Genomic DNA, 20,076 nt, shown 5'->3' with positions numbered 1-20,076 from the left:
CCGCTCATCGGTCTGACGCTCTTCATGGTCGTCGCGCTGACGCTCACCTGGCTGGTCTATGTCAGCCTGCGCCGCGACGTTTCGGGCACGACGGCGCCCTACACCGCGATGTTCACCGACGTCTACGGCCTGCGCGACGGCGACGACGTCCGCATGGCGGGGGTGCGGGTGGGTCGGGTCGAAAAGGTCGAACTCGACGGCAAACTCGCGAAGGTCTCGTTTGTCGTACAGCAGGGACAGCACCTGTACGGCAACACCGTCGCATCGGTCACCTACCAGAACATCGTCGGTCAGCGGTACCTCGGCCTGTCCCTCGGTAACGAAGGCAGCCAGAGCCTGTTAGCGCCGGGCAGCGTCATCCCGCTGGAGCGCACCGACCCGTCCTTCGATGTCACCGCCCTGCTCAACGGCTACGAGCCGCTGTTCAGCCTGCTGAACCCGCGCGATGCCGACAACCTCACCAAGGGCGTCATCGAGTCCCTGCAGGGCGACACCTCCTCGCTTGCCACGCTTATCAGCCAAACATCAACGATCACGGAAACTTTCGCCGGCAGAGATCAAGCGCTGGGCAATGTGATCACCAACCTCAATACGGTGATCACCAACCTCGCCAACCAGAACCAGAATCTCGACGGCGTCATCGAGCAAACCCGTGGCGTGGTAGCGGCGCTGAACCAGCGACGGCCCGAACTGGTGGCGTCGATGGGGTCGCTGTCCCGGGTGATGATCCAGCTGTCCAAGGCCGCCCGCGAAGATTATCCGGCGCTTCGCGAATTCATCGACCGCCGACCCGGTGTCGCTCGGCACATCCTCGATGTGGAACCCCAGGTGGCCTTCTTCGGCGACAACGTTCCGTTGCTGTTGAAAGGGCTCGCACGCGTTGGCAACTCGGGCTCGTACGGCAATGCTTACCTGTGCGACGTGAACGTATTCGGCTTCTTCCCAGGTCTCAACGACGTCGTGCCCATCATCGTCAACGCCGCCACCCCTGGCAACAAGGCGAAGTACACGGCGAGATGCAGGAATACGGGCGATGGCTGAGTCATCCAGGTGGGAACGCCTGAAGCAGCGCCCGCTGGAGAGCTACAACAAAACGTGGCTCGGAACGATCGCGGTCGCGGTGGTTGCGGTGTTGATCGGATGCCTGTTGGTCGCCCACATGGTCGGCGCCGGTTACAAGCACTACACGGCGGAGTTCCTGCAGGCCGCGTCGCTCAAGGCGGGAAACCCGATCACGGTGGCCGGCATCGCGGTCGGTGAGGTCACCAGCATCAAGCTCGCCGGCGACCACGTCGAGGCGGGTTTGAAGATCCGCGACAATGTGGCGCTGGGCAAGAATTCCAAGGCGTCGATCAGGGTCACCACCATCCTCGGTTCGCGCTATCTCGCCCTCGAGCCCGAGGGTCCGGGATCCCTGCCCAACGGCACCTTCGATCTGGCGCACACCCAGGTCCCCTACGACCTGCAGGCCGCATTGCAAGACGCGACAACCACTTTCGAACAGGTCGACTCCGACCGGTTCGCCCAGTCACTGACCGTGCTGGGTCAGCAGATCAAGAGGCTGCCCGGAGTCGTCCCGCAGGCCATGGCAAACGTCGACTCGCTGTCGTCGATCATCGCCAGCCGCCGCGACCAGCTGGGCCAGTTGCTCAGGGGCGCCGAACAAGTCACCAACACGCTGCACAGCCAACAGGCCGGCCTGGGAACTCTGATCAACCAGGCGCAGGATCTGCTGGGCCAATTCGTCGCGCGGCGTGCCGTTTTCCACGCCATGATGCAGTCGCTGACCAATCTCGTCGACACCATGAGCCAGATCGTGGTCAACGACCGCTCGGGTCTGGACACGCTGCTCAGCGACATGCGCGAGTTCACCGGCATGATGGCGTCACACGACGACCTGCTGCGCAACCTGATGCAAGTCAGTGTGGTCTTCTTCCGCGAAGCCGCCAACCTCACCGGCGACGCCAACGCGGTCAGCTTCAACGCCCCCAACGGCCTGCTCATCGACTCCTGGATGTGCGCATTGAGCGGCCGGGCAAAGCAATTCGGGATGATCCAGTACTTCAAGGACTGCAAATGAGTGGCATCCACGAGAGGCTCGGCGCCAAGGCGGTTGCCATCACCGCCGCTGTGGCGTCGGTGCTCGCCGCGGTCGGCATCGGCTGGTGGGTGATGGGCCGCGGCGAAGATCCGATGACATTGACGGCCCAGTTCGACAGCGCCTCTGGCTTATACGAGGGCAACGTGGTGGCGGTCCTGGGCATGCCGGTCGGCAAGATCACCAAGATCACCGCCCGGGGCGCTTACGTCGAGGTTCAGTTCACCGTCGACCGCAACGTCAAGATTCCGGCGAATGCGCAGGCCGTCACCGTATCGACCTCGATACTCACGGACCGCCAGATTGAGCTCACGCCGCCCTACCGTGGCGGGGCGGCCATGCAGAACCACGACACCATCGGCCTGACGCGCACTAGGACACCCGTCGAATTCAGCCGCGTGCTGGCCGTTCTCGATAGGGTGACCAAATCCCTGGAGGGCGACGGGCGCGGCGGCGGCCCCATCGCCGACGTCCTCAACGGTGGCGCCGAGGTGGTCAACGGCAACGGCGCGAAGATCAAGAAGGCCCTGGGCGAGCTATCCAAAGCGCTGCAGTTGAGCGGCGACGGCGGTGCCCATTCCCGCGAACAGATCACCACGATCATCAAGAACGTCAGCTCACTGTTCGAGGCGGCCGCAGCAAACGACGCCAAGCTACGCGAATTCGCCTCCACCATCCACCAACTCAGCGTCATCCTGGGCGACGAGAATCTGGGCGGCGGCAGCACCGGGCGCAAGCTCGACGAACTGGTGCAACGCGCCGGCAACCTGATCGAGGCCAATCGCGACAAGATCAAGAACACCGCGCTCGGCGGCAACAAGCTGCTGAGGTCGGTGAATGAGCAGCGGCGCGACCTCGCCGAGCTACTCGACCTGGCCCCGTTGGTGGCCGACAACGCCTACAACATGATCGATCGCGAAAACGGCGCGGTGCGAGCGCATTTCCTCACCGACCGGCTGATCTTCGACAACCAGCTGACCAAGGAGGTCTGCAACCTGATGGGTCTGCGGCAACTGGGCTGCAGCACCGGAACGATGCAGGATTTCGGACCCGATTTCGGGCTGACCTACGTACTCGACGGCTTAGCGGCGATGGGCCAGAAATGATGCGCAGACCCTACAAGGCAGCCGTCGCTGTGGCGGCAACAGCGGTCCTGTGCTCCGGTTGCGGCACGAATGGTCTTGCCAGCCTCCCCCTCCCGGCCCCGGAGATGGGTTCGGGCGGATTCCTGTTGACGGCGATCTTCGCCAACGCGCTGAACCTGCCGATGAACGCGAAGGTCAAACTCTCCGGCGCCGATGTGGGTCAGGTCGAATCGATGGAGGCCCGCAACTACACCGCGGTCACCACATTGCGGATCCGCGACGGAGTCGTCTTGCCGCGCGGCAGCAGCGCTGAATTGCGCACCGCCACACCGCTGGGCGACGTGTTCGTGGCATTGCGCCCGCCGGCCGACGCTGGTGAGAACGCGCCGCTGCTGAAGAACGGCGACACCATCGGGCTGGACTCCACGGCCGCGGCCGCGACCGTCGAATCGGTGCTGAGCTCGGCGGCGATCCTGGTCAACGGCGGCGCGGTGCGCAATTTCACCAACATCATCAACGGTTTCGGCAGGGCCACCGGCGACGAGGGACAGGCGTTCGGACAGCTGATCGGCAAGTCCAACGAACTGCTGGGCAAGATGAACGCCCGGTCGAGGCAGATATCGGACGCGCTGACCGAGTTGTCGCGGCTGAGCCAGCAGCTCGACGCCAAGAACCAGGCCATCACCGATCTGATGGCGGCGGCCAACCCCGCCACCAATGCGTTGTCCGCCAACACAACCCAACTTGCCAACCTGGTGGTGCAGGTCGGCGCCACCAGCCGGATGCTGGCCAGGTTCCCGTCGCTGGGAGGAACTGACACCAGCGGTCGCAGCATCATTCGTGACCTGAACACCATCGCCGGCGCCGCCAACGACGTCGCGGTGAGCCCGGACACAAGTTGGGTGGCCGTCAACCGGCTGCTGCCTCCGCTGATCAAATCCACTGCGGGCAACTCGATTTCCGTGCACGTCGGTGTCGACCAGCTGATATTGGGATCGATACCCGACATCGGGTTCCCCGGTGACCGCGGAATGCACGGGCCGCGCCGCTACACCTGGAACGAGCTGGTCGGATCGCTGAAGTACACGCTGTTCCGCCTGCAGGAGCGGGTGGTCGGGCGGGGTCCGGAGTCGCCGCAATTGCCGGTGATGCCGGACCCGAACGTCCCGGGCGGCGTCATCATCGGTGCGCCCACCACACCGCCCGGTCCCCCTCCTGCCGCCCCGGGACCGACGCCATGATCCGCCCGGTCGCCAACGGAGTCGTCCGCGCGGTGCGCGCCGCGCACCGGCGCCAGGTCTGGCTGTCGGTGGCCGGACTCGTGCTCACCCTGGTCGTCGCGGTGGCATACCTGCTGATCGGCGCGCTGCGGGTGACGCCGTTCGCGTCGTCGTTCCGGGTGACCGTGCAGCTCCCGGAATCCGGTGGCCTGCTGCCCAATCAGGACGTCGCGTTACGCGGCGTGCGCATCGGGCGCGTGGAGTCGTTGCAGATCACCGACCGGGGCGTCAATGCCATCGCCAGCATCTCGTCGAACGCAAAGGTTCCCGCCAACAGCACGGCCCACGTGTCCGCGCTCTCCCCAGCCGGGGAGCAGTACATCAATTTCGAGGCCGAGTCCGACGCCGGGCCCTATCTGCGCGACGGCAGCTTCATCGGGCTGGATCGCACGGGCGTGCCGATTAGCTTGGCGCAGTTGCTCGGCGACGCCGATGGGCTGCTGGCGCAGGTCGATCCGCACAAGGTCGAACTGATCAAGAAAGAACTGAGCATGACCAAGGAGGGGCCGCGCAAGTTGGCCGCGATCGTCGATGGCGGCACGATGCTGCTGTCGACCCTTGACTCGGTGCTACCCCAAACCACCAGCATCCTCAGGACGAGCCGGGTGGTGCTAACGCTGGCCGCCGACAAGAACGCCGGGTTGGCCGCGGCCACCGTGGATCTCAACAAAACCCTGGCCGGTGTGTCCCGGATGCGCGGCGGCTACCGGGATCTGACCGAACAGGCACCGGGCACGCTTTCGGCCGTCGACAATTTGTTCGCCGACAATTCCGAGACCATGGTGCAGTTGCTGGGCAGCCTGGCCACCATGTCGCAGCTGCTCTACTTGCGGGTACCTGCGCTCAATGCGCTGTTTCCCACTCACCGCGGGTCGGTGCTGGATGCGGTCGCCAGTGCCTTTCACGACCATGGCGTGTGGGCGACCGCCGAACTCTACCCGCGTTACGCGTGCAGCTACGGAACTCCAATGCATCCCCCCTCGTCGGCGGACTACTACGAGCCGTTCATGTACACCTACTGCCGCGACGATGACCCCGGAGTCTTGATCCGGGGCGCCAAGAACGCGCCGCGCCCCGGCGGCGACGACACCGCCGGTCCCCCGCCGGGCGCCGACCTGGGCCGCCGTACCGATCCAACCCCGCGCGGCCGCTTCACGATCCCCACCCCGTATGGCGGCCCGGCCCTGCCAATCGAACCGCCGCACTGAGACCTATCCCTTTAGCGCAAGGAGATGACCATGACCACCACGACCGAGAAGGTCCTCGACGCGGAACTTGACGAGCCCGACACGGAGCTCGCCGAGGCCGACGTCGACGATGCCGACCTCGAGGCCGACGAAGACGAAGACGATAAGCCGCTGCTGCGGGGGCGCGGCAAAACCAAGCGCGACAAGGTAAAGGCCGGAGGCGGCAATGCCAGGCGCCGGCTCGGGTCGTTGGTCGGGCATCTGCGTCGCAACGCCATCCTGGTGCTGCTCATTGCCTCACTTGCGGTTTCGGGATTCCTCGGGTGGCAGCAGTGGCGACAGCATCAGCTGGACCAGGCCGGCGAGCAGGCGCGACAGGCGGCCATTGCCTACGCGGGCGTGCTGACGAGCATCGACTCCAACAACGTCGACCAGAACTTCCGGGCGGTGCTCGACGGAGCGACGGGCGAGTTCAAGGACATGTACACCCAGTCCAGCGTGCAGCTTCGGCAGTTGCTGATCGACAACAAGGCCACCGCGCACGGGGTCGTGGTGGATTCGGCGATTCAAACCCAGTCGACGGGCAAGGTTGTCGTGCTGCTGTTCATCGACCAGACCGTCACCAACGTGGCGGTGCCCGATCCGCGCATCGACCGCAGCCGCATCAAAGTGACCATGGACAAGGTCGACGGCCGTTGGCGGGCAAGCAAAGTCCAGCTTCTCTGAGCGCTCGGAGCATCTCATGTCGATAAAAAGACCGAAGTCGATCAGCAGATTCACCGCCACAGCGATCCTTGTCGTGACGGCCGGACTGGCTCAGGTATCCGACACCGCCCTCGCGCACGCAACCGCGCCGTCGTTCTGCGGTGAACTCGGCGGCAACTGGGACGGCCAGTACTGCCACACGTCGGTCACCTCCGAACGCAACGCCGTCCGCGACATCAAAGTCGCCGTGCCCGGCGAACTCGTCGACAACCCCACAGCGGGCCCCGTGGTGCGCGACTACCTGCGCACCCTGGTCAACAACTGGCGAAACGCCAACGGGCTCATGGCCGCCGACAGCTTCGGTGAGGAGAACTACGAGATCTTCCACCACGGGAACCTGCTCAGCGCCGTGTTCCACGAGGACTACCACGCCGACGGGCCGCCACCCAACAACGCCTACCGCACCTTCACGTTCGACATGGCCGGCGGCAGGCGCGTTCAGCTGGCTGATCTGACCAACGGCAACCCCCTGGCCGTCATACCGCCGCTGGCCCAGCCGTTCGTCGAAACCGCGCTCAATCAGGCTCCGCCACCGCACGATCCGGGAACCTACCCGTTCCTCGTCGACCGCTGGACGCCCGACAAAATGTACTCCGGCGCATATCGGGCATGGGCGATCACTCCGGACGAGTTGATCATCTACATGCCCGACTATCCAGTGGCTCATGACGAGCCGATCGACTTCACGCCCGGGGCCAGGCAATGGTCCATGGACGGCGGGACCGTGCAGGCGCACATCCCGCTCTCGGCCCTGGCCTCGGTGCTGCGCGTCTAGGCTGGCCGAACTACGCGCCGGGGTCGCGTCGGCGCCGCAGTTGCCCCTTCGGCCGGCGCACCCGCCGTGCCGGGTCTTGCTCTGTGCCGCTGGCGATTTCGTCGCGCAACTGGGCAATGTTTGAGATCTCCGCGTACAGGGCGCGGATCGAGTAATTGAGAACGGCGAAGGAGGACCGCAGGTTCGGGTCCGCGGCGATGCCGACCTCCTGGGAACGCTGCCGCGACCACAGCGCCTCGTCCAGGCGGGCCCGCGTGGCCGCCAGGTGCTGGTCGAGCGCCTCGAGAACCGGCTCGGGTTCACCGTCACGGGCCAACCACGTCCGCAAAATCACCGGGTGTTTGACGACGACCTGCTCGGAGTGGGGCAGCACCTGGACCCAGCGTCGCAGCGTCGTCAGCCCCTCCGGCGTCGTCTCGTACACGGTGATCGTGCGCTTGCCCGATTCGACCGTGGCCTCGGCGACCAGACCGCGTTCGAGCAGCCGGGCGAGCTCCCGCCGAACGTGGCTGACCGACGGCGACCAGTAGAAGTAACCGACCGACAGCTCGGCGCGCAGTTTGATCTCGCCGGCGGTGAGTTGCTCGTCGTTGGTCGCGAGGATTCCCAGCACCAGATACGCGGTGACGGGCAGGCCGTGCAGGGCCCTGCGGTTGCTCACGGCAGCCGTTTTCAGGCGACCGTGAAGTAGGGCAGGACCAGATCGCCGCCCGCCGAGTGGAATTCGACCCGCACCGGCAGCCCGACCCGCAACTCGGCGGGCACGATGCCGACGATGTTGGTCAACATCTGGTACCCCTCGTGCAGCGTGACGATGGCCGGAGCGTACGGCGCGCTGAAGGCGGTGGTGACGGGCCGGTGCACGACGGTCCAGCTGTAGATCTCGCCGCGTCCCCGGCCGGTCTGCCATTGCAGCCTCTCCGATACGCAGTAGCGGCAAGTGTCCACCGGCGGGAAGTTAGCCTCGCCGCATTCCGCGCAGCGCTGATAGCGCAGCTGCGCCTCGCGGCACCCGTCCCAGAACGGGGCGCTGGTCGGCGTGCTGCTGTGCGGCAGCGGACCCGACTGTGGTTGCAGCAGATCGGAACTCATCGCGGCTGATCTCCCAGAAGTAGGACGGTGGTGAACAGGGCTCCGGCCCCCCCATTGCTACACAGCGCAACATGGGCGTTCCGAACCTGCAGTGGACCGGCCGTGCCCCGCAGTTGCTGCACCGCCCGAATCGCGCGCTGCATCATCTGCGGGTTCTGGCCGGCGTGACTGAACGACATCGTGCCGCCGTCGGTCGTGACCGGGTGGCTGCCGTTCGGGGCGATGTGCCCGTCGGCGACGAAGGGGCCGCCCTCGCCGTCGGGGCAGAACCTGAACGCCTCAATTTGACGAATGATCTCGAAGGAGAACGGATCGTAGAGTTCGAGCACGTCGACCGCGTCCCGATCCAGGCCCGCCTGGGCAAAGGCCAGATCCGCGGCCCGCCGTCCGACATACCCGTTGGCGTCGTCGGTGCGCCGGCCGGTGAGGTCCCAGGCGGGCGGGTGCTTGTAGGACGGTCCGTGAAAGTCCGCGCCGGCGCCCAGGACGTACACCGGCGCGGCGGCGAAGTCCCCCCGATTGACGTCGGCTAGCACCAGCGCGCATCCGCCCTCCGAGGTCATGGCGCAGTCCAGCAGATGGAAGGGATCGGCAATCATGCGGGAATCCGTGATGTCGTCGGGAGTAAACGGTCCGCGTTGGTAGTAGACGGCTTCCGGGTTGGCAGAGCCGTTGTTGCGGATGGTGGCCGCCACGATCGAGAGTTGTTCCCGCGTCGTCCCGTAGACCTCCATGTGGCGCCGCGCGATCAATGCGAACTCGGCGGCGGTGAACATGCCCCAGGGCACCACGAACTCGTTCTCCGGGCGCGTCCAGGGGGCGGTCGCGGCGTGGTCGCGATAGTCGCCGGCCTGCGCCGAAACCAGCACCACGACTTCGGCCATGCCGCTCTCGATCGCCGTGGCCGCCTCCGTCACCATCCCCAACCCGAAGTTGACGCCCTGCCAGGCGGGGCCGATGCGCAGGTCGTAGATCAACGCGGTGGAATCGGCTCCCGCGCTGATGCCGTCGACGTCGTCGAGGCCCAGCCCGGCATCCTCGAGCGCGCCCTGCACCGCTTCGATCGTCAGCCGGTGGGTGGTGGCGCCGTCGAGACGGCGCGCCTGGCGGGTGTTGTACACCCCGACGATCGCTGCGGTGCGCTTGGTCGCGGTCACGGTGGCCTTTCGGATTGGATCGTACTGTGGGAGTTCAGTTCTCGTCGGCCACGACACCGAGGTAGATGCCCAGGACGTCGAAGGACTGACCGTCGCGGACTATCGTGCCGATCTTCTTGCTGCGTGCATCGGAGGTTTCGCGGTCCGGCTGCACGATGTCGAAGCGCACGTCGATGGGCCGGGCCGTAGCAGGGTCGGTGATCTCGATGTGGACTGCCACCGCATGCTCGCCCGCGTCCCACTCGACGCCGGTGATCCGGTGCCGTGACGTCAGTTCCATCACCGTCGACTCATGCCGCAGCAGGAATCGGATGGGCGCGCACAATTCACCGGGTCGCGGTGGAATGCACAGGGTGACTGTCACGCCCGCCTCACAACCCGGCCGGCCGCGTGCCGATCACGCCAGAGTGTTCCAGCGCAGCAAGCCGATCCTCGGAGAGGCCGAGCAGATCGGTCAGGATCTCGCGATTGTGCTCACCGAGCAGCGGAGCCGCTGTGCGCACCCAGTTGCGCGGCCGGCCGACGATCGTGAACGGCAAGCCCAGGCACCTGAACGTGCCGGCGACAGGATGCTCGACCGTCTCCCAGAAGCCCCGCGCCACCAGTTGCCCGTCGTCGAGCAGGTCCGCCTGTTTTGTCACCTCGGCCGCGGCCACTCCGCAAACCCGCAGTGCGGCAACCGCTTCCGCCGGGATGCGGTGCGCGGCCCAGTTGGCGACGAACTTGTCGACATGGTCGGCGTGGCGTCTGCGTGCCGCGTGGGTCCCCAGAGCCGGGTCGGTGGCCAACTCCGGCGCTTCGATGGCCGCGCAGAACGCGGGCCAGGCGTGGTCGAAGACCGCGACGGCCACCCACGCGTCCTCGCCCCGGCACCGGTACACGCCCTGCGGGCTGGCGCCGGGCCCGCGGTTGCCGTCGCGTTGCAGCCCGATGCCGTGCTGCGAATACTCCAGCACCATTTCGGCGGCCACGTTCAGCACGGATTCCACCATCGTGGCCTCGACCTGCATGCCCGTGTCGGTGCGGTCCCGCACCACCAGCGCGGCCACCGCGGCGAACGCGGCGTGCAACCCCGCGATCGGGTCGCAGACGCCGCGCGGCAGGATCGGGTCCCCGTCGGCGTGACCGGTCATCCAGGCCATCCCGGTCGCCTGTTCCATCGTCTGCGCGAAGCCGACGCGGTCGCGCCAGGGCCCGTCCAGGCCGAACGCGGGCATCCGGACCATGACGGCGCGCGGGTTGGCCGATCGCACCGCGTCCCACTTAAGTCCGAAGTTGGCCATGACCCGAGGCGAGAAGTTTTCGATGAGCAGGTCGCTGCGCGCGATCAGTTCGCGCAGCAGCTCCCGGCCCTCGGGCTCGCTGAGCTCGAGCGTCAGGCCGCGCTTGTTGCTGTTGCTGCACAGGAACGTCGGACCCCATTCCCACCAGCGGTCCCAGCTCGGCGGTGCGCCGGCGAATCGCATGCCGTCCGGCCGGCGCACACCCTCGATCTTGACGACATCGGCACCCAGCCCGGCCAGCACCTCGGTGGCCAACGGACCGGCCCAGAATGCGGTGCAGTCCGCCACCCGAACACCCTGCAGGGGAAGTTGTTTCGGGGCGGGATCGCCATCCGATGACGGGGATGCCAGCGCCGGCCAGCGGACCGCGCCGGTGTCCGCACCGAGCGCGGGCGGCAGTCCGCCGCCGCGGGTGGCCAGCCCGGTACTGCGATACGGCACCCGGGGCTGCAGCACCCCGCGCTCCGACGGCACGAACACGCCGCGTGACACGAAGTGGTCGATCGCCGTCACCGTCTCCGGAGTCGCGATGGGCGCCACCGGGATTCGCAGCGCCACCGCGATCTCGATGATCTCGGCGGTGGACTTCTGCCGTGCCCACCGATGCACCATGTCGAGGAACTCGTCGCGACGCCTGGCGCGGCCCGCCCAGGAGGCGAGGTCGGCGTCGTCGAGCAGGTCAGGACGCTCGATCAGCACCAGGAAGTCCTGGAACTGTTGGGCGGTGATGGTGCAGAATCCCACCAGCCCGTCCGCGGTGGGCACGATCGACGGCAGCTCCAATGTCCTTGGCGACATTGCCGAGTCGTCGGGAAGGACGCTGGCGGTCATCGCCGCGAGCCCGCCGAAGCCGATCACCATGGCCTCGTAGACGGAGAAGTCGATCACCGATCCCGTGCCCGTCCGCTGCGTATCGCGCACGCTGGCGGCGGCGACCGTGGCGGCGAACACCCCGGCCAGCCATTCGCCGATGCGCCCACCCGCCTGGACGGGTTCGGTGCCGGGCCACCCGCGGCCCCAAGTCGAGCCGCACATCGCCTGCAGGATGAACTCGTTGACGTCGATGCCGGCATCAACATAAGGACCGGTGGTCCCGAACGGTGTCACCGCCACGACTACGGCCGCGGGTGCGTTCCGGGTCAGTTCGGACAACGCGGGTCCGGTCGTCAGGTCCGTCAGGATCAGGTGGGCGCCGGCGACGAGTTCGGCAGGAGCGCAGCCCCTTTCGGCGACGACGGATTTCTTGCCCTGCGCAAGGTAAGCGAACAGCGCGCCGGCGCCGCCGGCGTTGCCGTCGTTGTCGTAGGCCCGCCAGCGCCGCATCGGATCGCCCCCGGGTGCCTCGACCTTGACCACGTCGGCACCGGCGTCGGCAAAGAGCTTGGCGCAGTAGGACACCGCGATCCCGGTCGAGAATTCCAGCACCCGCCAATCGGCAAAGGGCAACTGTGCCAGCACATCCAAGGCCACGATCAGTCGCCGAGGGTGGTCACGCGGCCCGCGATTCCCGCAGGCTCCGCCGTGAGTTGCGACTGCAACGCCATCTGAGTCATGCGGGTCCAGGCATCGCGGTCCCGTTGACTCGCCTGGTGACCGACGTGGGTGACCACGTCGACGTCGAGTGCCTGTGACCGCAGATAACCGGCCCGGGCATGGTCCTTCGGGATGTGCTTGAAGGGGTCGAACGAGTAAGCGGCCATGGCATTTTCGTGGGTGATCTTGCGGATCAACGCGTCGTCGAGGTGTCCCATGGTCTCGACAACGTCTTCGGGCGCGAACGGCCAGTTGCTGTCGGAGTGCGGGAAGTCCGACTCCCAGCACAGGTGGTCCTCGTTGAACCAGTCCATGTTCTGAACGCCGACCTTGTCGCTGATGAAGCAGGTGTAGAAGTGCCGCCGGAAGACGTCCGACGGTCCGTCGTAGCCCTTCGGGAACTTGGCCAGCGTCCAGCCGGAATGCCGGTTGAACACGTGCTCGGCACGCCACACGAAGTAAGGCATCCAACCGACGTCGCCCTCGGTCAGCGAAAACCTCAGTTCGGGGAAGTCGCCCCAGAATTCGGCCCAGATCAGCTCGACGAACGTGAACATGCTCATCATCGACGACGCCGTCATCATCACGCTGGCCGGGGCGTCCATCGAGACCATGGGTGAGCGTGACGAGGACCCGACGTGGGTGCACAGCACGGTCTTGTTCTCGCAGACCGCCTCGAACAGCGGGTACCAGTACTTGGTATGGATGCTGGGCATGTTCAGCGCCTCGGGGTTCTCCGAGAATGTCACGGCGTGGCAGCCCTTGTCCGCCAACCTCTTTACTTCCTTCGCCGCTTCCTGGACGTCGAACAGCGGCAGGATGCCGCACGGGATGAAGCGGCCGGGGTAGGCACCGCACCACTCGTCGACGTGCCAGTCGTTGTAGGCCTTGATCATCACCAGGTTGACGTCACGGTCCGGCCCCTGATTGAGAACCTGGCCCGAAAAGCCGGTGAAATTGGGGAAGTTCAGGCCGGCGAGCTGCCCGCCGGCGTTCATGTCGCGGATTCGCTCGTCGACGTTGAAGCAGCCCGGCCGCATCTCGTCGTAGCGGGACGCGTCGACGTTGTACATCTCGCGCGGCTTGCCGGCCACGGCGTTGAGGCCCATGTTGCGCCCGCGGACCTGACCGTAGTACCACTGCTGAATCCCGTCGGGTTCGATCACCACCCGCGGCGCCAGCTGCTTGTACTTCGCCGGAACGTGGGCCTCGAACATGTCGGCCGGTTCGGCGATGTGATCGTCCACGCTGATCAGAATCACGTCATCCGTGTGCATGGTGCCTCCTAGGCGGGTCACGCCCCCGCGACCCGCCAAACCGAGGGATTTGTCAGACTATTAGATATCGATCTAGATCACGAGGTCAACCACTGCTGGGCGCCCTCGGCGTACGGGGCGTGTCTGAGAAATATCCCTGGCCGGCTTGGCCGCGGGCGCGGCCGTGGCGAACGCGAGACTTAAACCAGTACGCCGTTACCCGGCGTGTCGTCGCAGACGTTCAAGTGTCGCGGGCTTCGACGATCGCGCTGCTAGACCCGTGGGGAGCGGGTGGACCGGCGAGTGCGGGCGGCCCCGAAAAGTGCGGCAAATGCCGCAATTGTCTGGTAGTTGCGTCCGCCCGCGCGCGTACGCTCAACTTCTCAGGAAAAGCCCACGTCAGACCCGCAAGTTGCGAACCCTCGCGGACGAGCGACCAACGCACGCTGGGTGTGACTAATAGTCGGACCATGCGCGATGTGGCGACCCGCCCGCGTCAGGTCTCGGCGTTGCCGGCTTTCCACTGCGGCCAGGGGATGTTCCAGTCGCCCAGGCCTTCAGTCCCGGGCAGGGTGCCGCCCACGGTGTTGATGACCTCGACGATGTCGCCGCGCTTGCTGTGGTCGTAGAACCACTCGGCGTTGCTCGGGCTGACATTCAGGCACCCGTGGCTGGTGTTGGAGTGCCCCTGGGCACCCACCGACCACGGCGCGGAGTGCACGAAGATGCCGCTGTAGGAAATCTGGGTGGCCCAGTCGACGTCGGTGCGATATCCGTTGGGCGAGTTGACCGGCACGCCGTAGGTCGAGGAGTCCATGATGATGTGCTTGAACCGCCCGCCGACCAGGTAGACGCCGTTGTTCGTCGGCGTACTGTCCTTGCCCATCGAGGTCGGCATGGTCTTGACGACTTCGCCGTTGACGCGCACGGTAATCATCTTCGTGTTGTCGTCGGCCGTGGCGATCATCTCGTCGCCGACGGTGAAGTGCGTCTTTACGTTGTCCTCGCCGAACATGCCATCACCCATGTCGACGCCGTAGGTGTTGACCGCCACGTCGATCGTGGTGCCCGGCTTCCAGTAATGCTCTGGACGCCAACGAACTTCGCGGTTGTTCAGCCAGTAGAACGCCCCCTCCACGGGGGGATTGGTGGTGATGTTGATGGCCTTCTGGGCCGCCATGCGGTTCGCGATGTTCTCGTCGAAGCGGATCGCCACCGTCTGGCCGATGCCGACGACCTCGCCCTCGCTCGGGCTGACATAGGGCATCGTCAGGTGCGCGGGTGAACTGGTCGCGAAGGTCATCTGCCGGGTTGCCGCGCCGCCCAGGCCCAGCGCCTTCACACTCAACGTGTAGTGCCGGTTGTAACCGAGCTGATCGGTGGTGGCCCAGTGCAGTCCGTCGGGGCTGAGCTGGCCGTTGATCGACTTGCCGTTGTCGTTGACCATCGTCACCGAGGCCAACACGCCGTCGGCGACGCTGACGGTCACGGGCGAGTCCACGGTGACACCGACGGCGCCGTCGGCAACCGAGGCGGTGAGCTTCGGGACCAGCAGATCGGCGAACGGCGTGCCCTTGTCCGTGATGGCCTTCACCGGGGCGGGCCCGCTGCTACCGTTGCAGGCGGCGCCGAACACAGCTACCAAGATCATCGCTACTACCAGCGATAATCGCGGTCTGCGCAAAGGCGTCATCAAGCTACCTTTCAGAAATTGGGCTTACGCTGGTCCCCGGTGACCCCGAATAACTTGGTTTTATTCTAATGGGTTACGAGAGCTTGCCGAACCAACACAGCCCGGAACCGCTCCACTGCGCGAAGTTCGGCCATTCAGCCGGCTTTCGGCCCCTTCTGTCGCGGATCGCGACGGCGTCGACGCCGCGACCGGCTGCGACATCTGCAGCGTGGGCATCGACGCCGTCAACGGCCCGGCCCGGAAACCAACTGGCTCAACACAAACCCGCCCCAGCCCTACCAGCGGGCAGACGTATGGCTCGGGGGCCCGGCTCACCGCCCACCGAATATCCTCGCGCAGCGGGGGTTTGGCATTTTCAGCTCCGATGGCGTTGCATCGGTCACGGTTCTCGGCCCGTTGCGGGGGGATCCCGGGATTTCACTCCCCGGTAGAACGCCTGTTATCCTCGCGTACGCGGTCTCGGCCGTCTAACGCGCCGTTAGCTCAGTTGGTAGAGCAGCTGACTCTTAATCAGCGGGTCCGGGGTTCGAAACCCTGACGGCGCACCAAGCCCATCGAAGTCATTCGCAGGGCGCTATTGCCGGTCGGGCGTAACGATCCGTCGCGCGGCCTCCACCGCCGCCGCGCGCCGCGCGGCCACGATCGCCGGGTCGGTGGTGACAGCGTCCGGGTGGAGCGACTGCGCCCAGGCCAGGGCGACGCCGAACAGGAGCACCAGCAGGTCCAGCGGCTGCCACGCCGGGTCGACGTATCCGGCGGACTGAGCGGCCTCGATGGTGCGGACGTCCCGGGCCGCCGCCGATTCCGGATCGTCGACGGGCGGCGGACTCAGGGCGAGACCTTCCAGATTCGCCCAGGTGATCATGCGCAAATGCTCGGGCCGCCGGCAGGCCAGGTCGTAGATGTCGCCCACGAACTCCGGGACGGCGTCGGGGCGCAGGGTGACCGCGGCGAAGAACTCGGCGGCGTCGGCGGCCACGACGCTGCGAAACAGGCTCTCCTTATCGCCGAAGTGGGCGTAGAGGCGTTCCTTGCTGGCGTTGGCCACCTTGGCGATCCGGTCGATGCGCGCGCCGGCCAGTCCGTACTGGGCGAACTCCTCGCGTGCCGCGCCGAGGATCGTCTCCCGCAGTTCATTGGTGCTACGCACAGCAGAATCATACCCCATACGAACTAGTTCGTTTGGTATTGTGGTCGCGTGACCATTCCCATTGACCTCGACGCCGTGCAGAACCACCCGCCCCGAGTGCAGAAGTTGCGCGCTGCGCTGGAGCGCGTTCACGACGGCATCGCGCCGCTGATCGACTTCTCCCGCCCCTACGTCAGCGGCCTGGAGTTGCTGCCCGCCGACGGCCGGTTCCTGTTGGTGGGCAACCATACTCAGTTCGTCGGCGGCGAGGTGTTGCTGATCCCGCACTTCGTGCGCCGCGCGATCGGCACCCGGGTACGGCCGCTGGCTGATCGCAGGTTCGCGCGGCAGCGGGGATTCGGCCGCGACCTGATCGCCGCGTACGGCGGCGTCATCGGCGCCCCGGAGACCGCCCGCGAACTGATGCGACACGACGAGACCATCCTGGTGTTCCCCGGCGGCGGCCGCGAGATCGCCAAGTTCAAGGGCGAGGAATACACCCTGAACTGGTATGGCCGGTCCGGATTCGCCCGCATCGCCGTCGAGAACGCGTATCCGATCATCCCCGTCGGGCTGGTCGGCGGCGACGACGTCTACAAGAGCCTGGTCACCCGCGACAGCACGCTGGGTCGGCTCAGCCTGGCCGTCAGCACGAAGTTCAGCGGAAGCGCGGATATGGCCATGCCGTTGATGCGCGGGATCGGGCCCACGCTCATCCCCCGGCCGCAGCGGATGTATCTGCGCTTCGGCAGGCCCATCGCCACCGCGAAGCCGAAACGGGTGGCGGCGGACAAGTGGGTGGCGTCGGTGCGCGACGACACGCAGCACGCCCTGGAAGCGATCCTGCGCGACCTGCTGGCCGTGCGCGCCGACGACCCGTTCCGTGAGCTGAACCCGTTGGCCCGGGCCGGCGCCGCCGCGGTCGCCTGAAGCGGCCAGCGCCGGCCGCGCCTGCTGCTTCGCCGAGCGTGGCGCCCTACCCCGCGCGGGCCCCGGATAGCGCCCGGCGCGCGACAAGGTCCAGCACGTAGCCGATGACGCCGATCACCACGATCACGGCGACCACCTGGCCATAGGCCAACTGGTCGCGAGCGTTGAGGATCTGATAGCCCAGACCCGAACGCACGCCCAGCATTTCGGCGGGGACGAGCACCACCCACGCGATGCCCAGGGCGACGCGCAGACCGGTCTGCAGGTGGCCCCGGATCGCGGGCAGCACCACGACGGTGAGCTGCTCGAACCGGCTGGCCCCGAACGATTTCGCCACCTGCAGAAACCCGGGATCGATGGAGTGCACGCCGGCGGCGGTGTTGATCAGGATCGGCCACACCGCTGCCGCGGCGATCAGGAAGATCACCGGCTCGTTGCCGATCCCGAACAGCGCCACAGAGATCGGCGCCCAGGACAGCGGCGAGATCATCCGCAGGAACTGGACCACGGGGCGGGTGGCGCGATCGGCGGTGTCGTTCAACCCGATCAGCAGCCCGGCAGGAATCCCGATGACCGCGCCGACGAGCAACCCGACCAGCAGCCGCCACAGACTGACCCCGGCGTCGGGCAGCAGCACGCCGCGGTTGTAGAGATCGACCAGCGACTTGGCGGTCCGCAGCGGCGTCGTCTCGCGCAGCAGCGACTGCGGGGCGGCCAGCACGGCAGTCGCCAGCCACCACAGCGCGACGGCGGAGCCGATCGCGACGACGGGTGGCCACCAGCGGCCGATCACCGAGGTGGCCTGGGACTCTGCGGTTATCGAGGTGGTGGTCATCGCGGCTGCACCTGTTCAGTTCGGGTCAGATCGGCTGGGATGCCGAAGGTTTCGGGTCCGCCGTGCGCGAGCAGCGCGGCCCGCACGAACGTGTCGTCGACCAGTTCGGAGTGCACGGTCGCGGCATCGAGCCCGTCCAGGAAGCGCCGATCGCCGTCGACGACGGTGTCGTGCATGGCCTCCACGAGCCGTCGGGTGAAGCTCGGGAACGGGAACGGCTGATACCCCAATCGCTGCGGCTGCCAGTCGGGGTGCAGGAACCGGTAGTCCTGCGGGCGGTAGGTCAGCGCGGTCTTGATGGCGGGCAGGGGTTGCGGCAGATACGCCCCGGTCGACAACGCCGCCGCGGCGGCCGGCCGGTCGCCGTTGATGCGTTGCTGCGCACCGACGATCGAGTTGACCAGCGAGGCGGCCGCCTGGGGCCGGTGCTCGATGAGGTCGTCGTGGGCCAGCACCACGCAGCAGGCGTGGTCGCGCCACACGTCGCCCAGGAACGTGTGGATGCGACCGATCTTGCGCACCTGGGCCATCGCGTTGAACGGGTCGGCGACCACGTAGCCGCTGATCGAGCGGTTGGCCAACGCGGGCACCATGTCCGAGGGGCTCATGACGATCAGTTCGACCGTCCGCGCGCTGCGCGAGGCGCTGCGGCGGACCACCGGCACCAGGTCGTGGGCGCGCAGCAGCTGCTGGAGAATGATGTTGTGGATCGACCACCAGAACGGTATCGCCACCTGCGTTCCGGCCAGCTGTCCGAGATCGGTGACGTGCGGCGCGACGGTCAATGCCGAACCGTTGGTGTGGTTCCAGCTCAATACCCGGACCGGGCTGCGCAGCAGGAAACGCAACTGGATCGCGGTCGGCATCAGCATGTGCACCGCGTCGACCTGTCGGGTGACGAACGCCTCCGCCAGCGATGCCCAGCTGCGGAACAGCACCGGCCGTGCGGAAGTCACCACCCCCGGCTGGTAGAGGCCGGCCGCGTGGGCGATCAGCAGTGGCGCCGCGTCGGTGATCGGCAGGTAGCCGATGCGGAGCTGCCCGCTGGTGTTGGTCCGGTCGACGCTCGCGGCGTGCGCGAGGTCGGCGACCCCGGCCAGCCCTCCCGCCGCGGCCAGCGCGGCCGTGCCCGCCAGTAGCGTCCGGCGGGATACCCGGCCGCCCGTCACTGCTCGACCAGGCGGTAATGGTCCAGGATCTCCTGTCGCAGCTGCTCGTTGCCGCTGCGCACGCCGGCGGCGACGGTCGGTTGCCACTCGCGGCGGATGCTGCCGTCGGGACCCAGCAGCACGACTCGGCTGGCCAGCAACAGGGCCTCGTCCACGTCGTGGGTGACCAGGACGACGGTGATCCCGAGTTCGGCCGCCAGCCCGCCCAGCCAGAGCTGCAGGTCGGCGCGGATGGCGGGGTCCAGCGCGCTGAACGGCTCGTCCAGCAGCAACAGCCGCGGCCGGGTGGCGACCGCGCGGATGATCGCGACGCGCTGCGCCTGCCCGCCGGACAGCTGGTCGGGATAGCGGTCGGCCACCCGTTCCAGGTCGAATCGCCGCAGCAACTCCTCGGCGTACTCGCGCTCAAACGACGCCTTGTGCGCCGCGAATCGGCCGGCGATCGTCACGTTCTCACCCGCGGTCAGCCACGGGAACAGCAGGGCCTGTTGGAACACCACGCCGGTGTGTGGCCGGGCTGAGCCGCTGGCGCCGTTCGCGGCCTCGGGCCATTCGACGGAGCCCTGCGTCAGCTTCTCCAGCCCGGCGATGACCCGCAGCAGCGTGGATTTGCCGCTGCCGCTGCGCCCCAGGATGGCCAGGAAGTCGCTGTCCTCGACGGTCAGGTCGATACCGCTCAGGGCGTGGCTGTCGGCATCAAAGCGCTTGTGGCCATCGACTATTCGTACGGTGGCAGTTCCCACGTTCGCGTTCCTTCCCGAATGCCGACTCGTCGTGCTGTGTCCCTTGACGCGGGCACGCCACAGGAG

Annotated in this window: 19 protein-coding genes, 1 tRNA gene and 1 pseudogene; 9 read left to right on the top strand and 12 right to left on the bottom strand. The window is 66.9% G+C overall.

Annotated elements, in window-relative coordinates:
- The first annotated feature begins 24 nt into the window (after nt 1-24).
- From AC5Y5V_RS04065 to AC5Y5V_RS04035, 7 genes are read left to right on the top strand one after another with little or no spacing between them, the layout of a single operon-like run.
- Nucleotides 25-1,041 (top strand): MCE family protein, encoded by a 1,017-nt coding sequence (locus AC5Y5V_RS04065; protein ID WP_499931534.1) that lies wholly within the window; start codon nt 25-27, stop codon nt 1,039-1,041.
- Nucleotides 1,034-2,080, top strand: a complete 1,047-nt coding sequence (locus AC5Y5V_RS04060) for an MCE family protein (protein ID WP_499931315.1) — start codon at nt 1,034-1,036, stop codon at nt 2,078-2,080. Before AC5Y5V_RS04065 ends, AC5Y5V_RS04060 begins: the two co-directional genes overlap by 8 nt.
- Complete coding sequence (locus tag AC5Y5V_RS04055) at nt 2,077-3,204, top strand: MCE family protein (RefSeq protein WP_499931314.1); 1,128 nt, start codon at nt 2,077-2,079, stop codon at nt 3,202-3,204. The genes AC5Y5V_RS04060 and AC5Y5V_RS04055 overlap by 4 nt, the downstream gene beginning before the upstream one ends.
- Entirely contained in the window at nt 3,204-4,424 is a 1,221-nt protein-coding gene (locus AC5Y5V_RS04050) for an MlaD family protein (RefSeq protein WP_499931532.1), read from the top strand. Before AC5Y5V_RS04055 ends, AC5Y5V_RS04050 begins: the two co-directional genes overlap by 1 nt.
- Nucleotides 4,421-5,671, top strand: a complete 1,251-nt coding sequence (locus tag AC5Y5V_RS04045) for an MlaD family protein (protein ID WP_499931313.1) — start codon at nt 4,421-4,423, stop codon at nt 5,669-5,671. The genes AC5Y5V_RS04050 and AC5Y5V_RS04045 overlap by 4 nt, the downstream gene beginning before the upstream one ends.
- 24 nt (nt 5,672-5,695) lie before the next feature.
- Nucleotides 5,696-6,376 carry an Rv1363c family protein gene (locus tag AC5Y5V_RS04040; RefSeq protein WP_499931312.1) on the top strand — a complete coding sequence of 227 codons (681 nt, stop codon included), beginning with the start codon at nt 5,696-5,698 and terminating at the stop codon, nt 6,374-6,376.
- A gap of 16 nt (nt 6,377-6,392) precedes the next feature.
- Nucleotides 6,393-7,190 (top strand): mannan-binding family protein, encoded by a 798-nt coding sequence (locus AC5Y5V_RS04035; RefSeq protein WP_499931311.1) that lies wholly within the window; start codon nt 6,393-6,395, stop codon nt 7,188-7,190.
- A 10-nt stretch (nt 7,191-7,200) separates the two neighbouring features.
- Here the strand turns inward: AC5Y5V_RS04035 and AC5Y5V_RS04030 are convergent, their stop codons facing one another.
- The 8 genes and pseudogenes from AC5Y5V_RS04030 to AC5Y5V_RS03995 form a co-directional block, all read right to left on the bottom strand.
- Nucleotides 7,201-7,851 carry a PadR family transcriptional regulator gene (locus AC5Y5V_RS04030; protein WP_499931310.1) on the bottom strand — a complete coding sequence of 217 codons (651 nt, stop codon included), beginning with the start codon at nt 7,849-7,851 and terminating at the stop codon, nt 7,201-7,203.
- Between the two features lie 11 nt (nt 7,852-7,862).
- Nucleotides 7,863-8,282: a Zn-ribbon domain-containing OB-fold protein gene (locus tag AC5Y5V_RS04025; RefSeq protein ID WP_499931309.1), complete on the bottom strand. Its 420-nt coding sequence runs from the start codon at nt 8,280-8,282 to the stop codon at nt 7,863-7,865.
- A complete protein-coding gene (locus tag AC5Y5V_RS04020; protein WP_499931308.1) occupies nt 8,279-9,439 on the bottom strand; it encodes a thiolase family protein in 1,161 nt (386 codons plus the stop codon). Before AC5Y5V_RS04020 ends, AC5Y5V_RS04025 begins: the two co-directional genes overlap by 4 nt.
- A gap of 34 nt (nt 9,440-9,473) precedes the next feature.
- On the bottom strand, nt 9,474-9,803 hold the full coding sequence (locus AC5Y5V_RS04015; RefSeq protein ID WP_499931307.1) for a hypothetical protein: 330 nt from the start codon (nt 9,801-9,803) through the stop codon (nt 9,474-9,476).
- A 7-nt stretch (nt 9,804-9,810) separates the two neighbouring features.
- The gene (locus tag AC5Y5V_RS04010) at nt 9,811-12,180 is read right to left on the bottom strand and encodes a CaiB/BaiF CoA-transferase family protein (RefSeq protein WP_499931530.1); all 2,370 of its coding nucleotides are present in this window, start codon (nt 12,178-12,180) and stop codon (nt 9,811-9,813) included.
- 14 nt (nt 12,181-12,194) lie between these two features.
- Nucleotides 12,195-13,532: an amidohydrolase family protein gene (locus AC5Y5V_RS04005; RefSeq protein ID WP_499931306.1), complete on the bottom strand. Its 1,338-nt coding sequence runs from the start codon at nt 13,530-13,532 to the stop codon at nt 12,195-12,197.
- A gap of 475 nt (nt 13,533-14,007) precedes the next feature.
- Nucleotides 14,008-15,204 (bottom strand): L,D-transpeptidase, encoded by a 1,197-nt coding sequence (locus AC5Y5V_RS04000; RefSeq protein ID WP_499931305.1) that lies wholly within the window; start codon nt 15,202-15,204, stop codon nt 14,008-14,010.
- A gap of 177 nt (nt 15,205-15,381) precedes the next feature.
- A pseudogene (locus tag AC5Y5V_RS03995) lies at nt 15,382-15,519 on the bottom strand (DMT family transporter); the annotation flags it as partial.
- Between the two features lie 157 nt (nt 15,520-15,676).
- Between AC5Y5V_RS03995 and AC5Y5V_RS03990 the strand changes: the two are divergent.
- Nucleotides 15,677-15,752: transfer RNA gene (locus AC5Y5V_RS03990), tRNA-Lys, on the top strand.
- Between the two features lie 26 nt (nt 15,753-15,778).
- On the opposite strand, the gene AC5Y5V_RS03985 is transcribed toward AC5Y5V_RS03990, so the two are convergent.
- Nucleotides 15,779-16,354: a TetR/AcrR family transcriptional regulator gene (locus AC5Y5V_RS03985; RefSeq protein ID WP_499931304.1), complete on the bottom strand. Its 576-nt coding sequence runs from the start codon at nt 16,352-16,354 to the stop codon at nt 15,779-15,781.
- 48 nt (nt 16,355-16,402) lie between these two features.
- On the opposite strand from AC5Y5V_RS03985, the gene AC5Y5V_RS03980 reads away from it, so the two are divergent.
- Entirely contained in the window at nt 16,403-17,263 is an 861-nt protein-coding gene (locus AC5Y5V_RS03980) for a lysophospholipid acyltransferase family protein (RefSeq protein ID WP_499931303.1), read from the top strand.
- Nucleotides 17,264-17,309: 46 nt separating this feature from the next.
- On the opposite strand, the gene AC5Y5V_RS03975 is transcribed toward AC5Y5V_RS03980, so the two are convergent.
- Genes AC5Y5V_RS03975 through AC5Y5V_RS03965 form a run of 3 tightly spaced genes read right to left on the bottom strand, consistent with a single transcriptional unit; the run spans nt 17,310 to nt 20,010 of the window.
- Complete coding sequence (locus tag AC5Y5V_RS03975) at nt 17,310-18,098, bottom strand: ABC transporter permease (RefSeq protein ID WP_499931302.1); 789 nt, start codon at nt 18,096-18,098, stop codon at nt 17,310-17,312.
- Nucleotides 18,095-19,267 carry an ABC transporter substrate-binding protein gene (locus tag AC5Y5V_RS03970; protein WP_499931301.1) on the bottom strand — a complete coding sequence of 391 codons (1,173 nt, stop codon included), beginning with the start codon at nt 19,265-19,267 and terminating at the stop codon, nt 18,095-18,097. The genes AC5Y5V_RS03975 and AC5Y5V_RS03970 overlap by 4 nt, the downstream gene beginning before the upstream one ends.
- Nucleotides 19,264-20,010 (bottom strand): ABC transporter ATP-binding protein, encoded by a 747-nt coding sequence (locus tag AC5Y5V_RS03965; RefSeq protein ID WP_499931300.1) that lies wholly within the window; start codon nt 20,008-20,010, stop codon nt 19,264-19,266. The genes AC5Y5V_RS03970 and AC5Y5V_RS03965 overlap by 4 nt, the downstream gene beginning before the upstream one ends.
- Nucleotides 20,011-20,076 lie beyond the last annotated feature (66 nt).

Source organism: Mycobacterium sp. NGS68 (assembly GCF_059812195.1).
Note: the sequence above shows the minus strand (reverse complement) of the source record. Positions and strands in the feature narration are given on the sequence as shown.

Coding starts and splice junctions, on each gene's coding strand:
- AC5Y5V_RS04025 (WP_499931309.1), bottom strand. CDS start 8,282: ATGAGTTCCGATCTGCTGCAACCACAGTCGGGTCCGCTGCCGCACAGC.
- AC5Y5V_RS04035 (WP_499931311.1), top strand. CDS start 6,393: ATGTCGATAAAAAGACCGAAGTCGATCAGCAGATTCACCGCCACAGCG.
- AC5Y5V_RS04040 (WP_499931312.1), top strand. CDS start 5,696: ATGACCATGACCACCACGACCGAGAAGGTCCTCGACGCGGAACTTGAC.
- AC5Y5V_RS04055 (WP_499931314.1), top strand. CDS start 2,077: ATGAGTGGCATCCACGAGAGGCTCGGCGCCAAGGCGGTTGCCATCACC.
- AC5Y5V_RS04060 (WP_499931315.1), top strand. CDS start 1,034: ATGGCTGAGTCATCCAGGTGGGAACGCCTGAAGCAGCGCCCGCTGGAG.
- AC5Y5V_RS04000 (WP_499931305.1), bottom strand. CDS start 15,204: ATGACGCCTTTGCGCAGACCGCGATTATCGCTGGTAGTAGCGATGATC.
- AC5Y5V_RS04045 (WP_499931313.1), top strand. CDS start 4,421: ATGATCCGCCCGGTCGCCAACGGAGTCGTCCGCGCGGTGCGCGCCGCG.
- AC5Y5V_RS04065 (WP_499931534.1), top strand. CDS start 25: ATGGTCGTCGCGCTGACGCTCACCTGGCTGGTCTATGTCAGCCTGCGC.
- AC5Y5V_RS04005 (WP_499931306.1), bottom strand. CDS start 13,532: ATGCACACGGATGACGTGATTCTGATCAGCGTGGACGATCACATCGCC.
- AC5Y5V_RS03975 (WP_499931302.1), bottom strand. CDS start 18,098: ATGACCACCACCTCGATAACCGCAGAGTCCCAGGCCACCTCGGTGATC.
- AC5Y5V_RS04050 (WP_499931532.1), top strand. CDS start 3,204: ATGCGCAGACCCTACAAGGCAGCCGTCGCTGTGGCGGCAACAGCGGTC.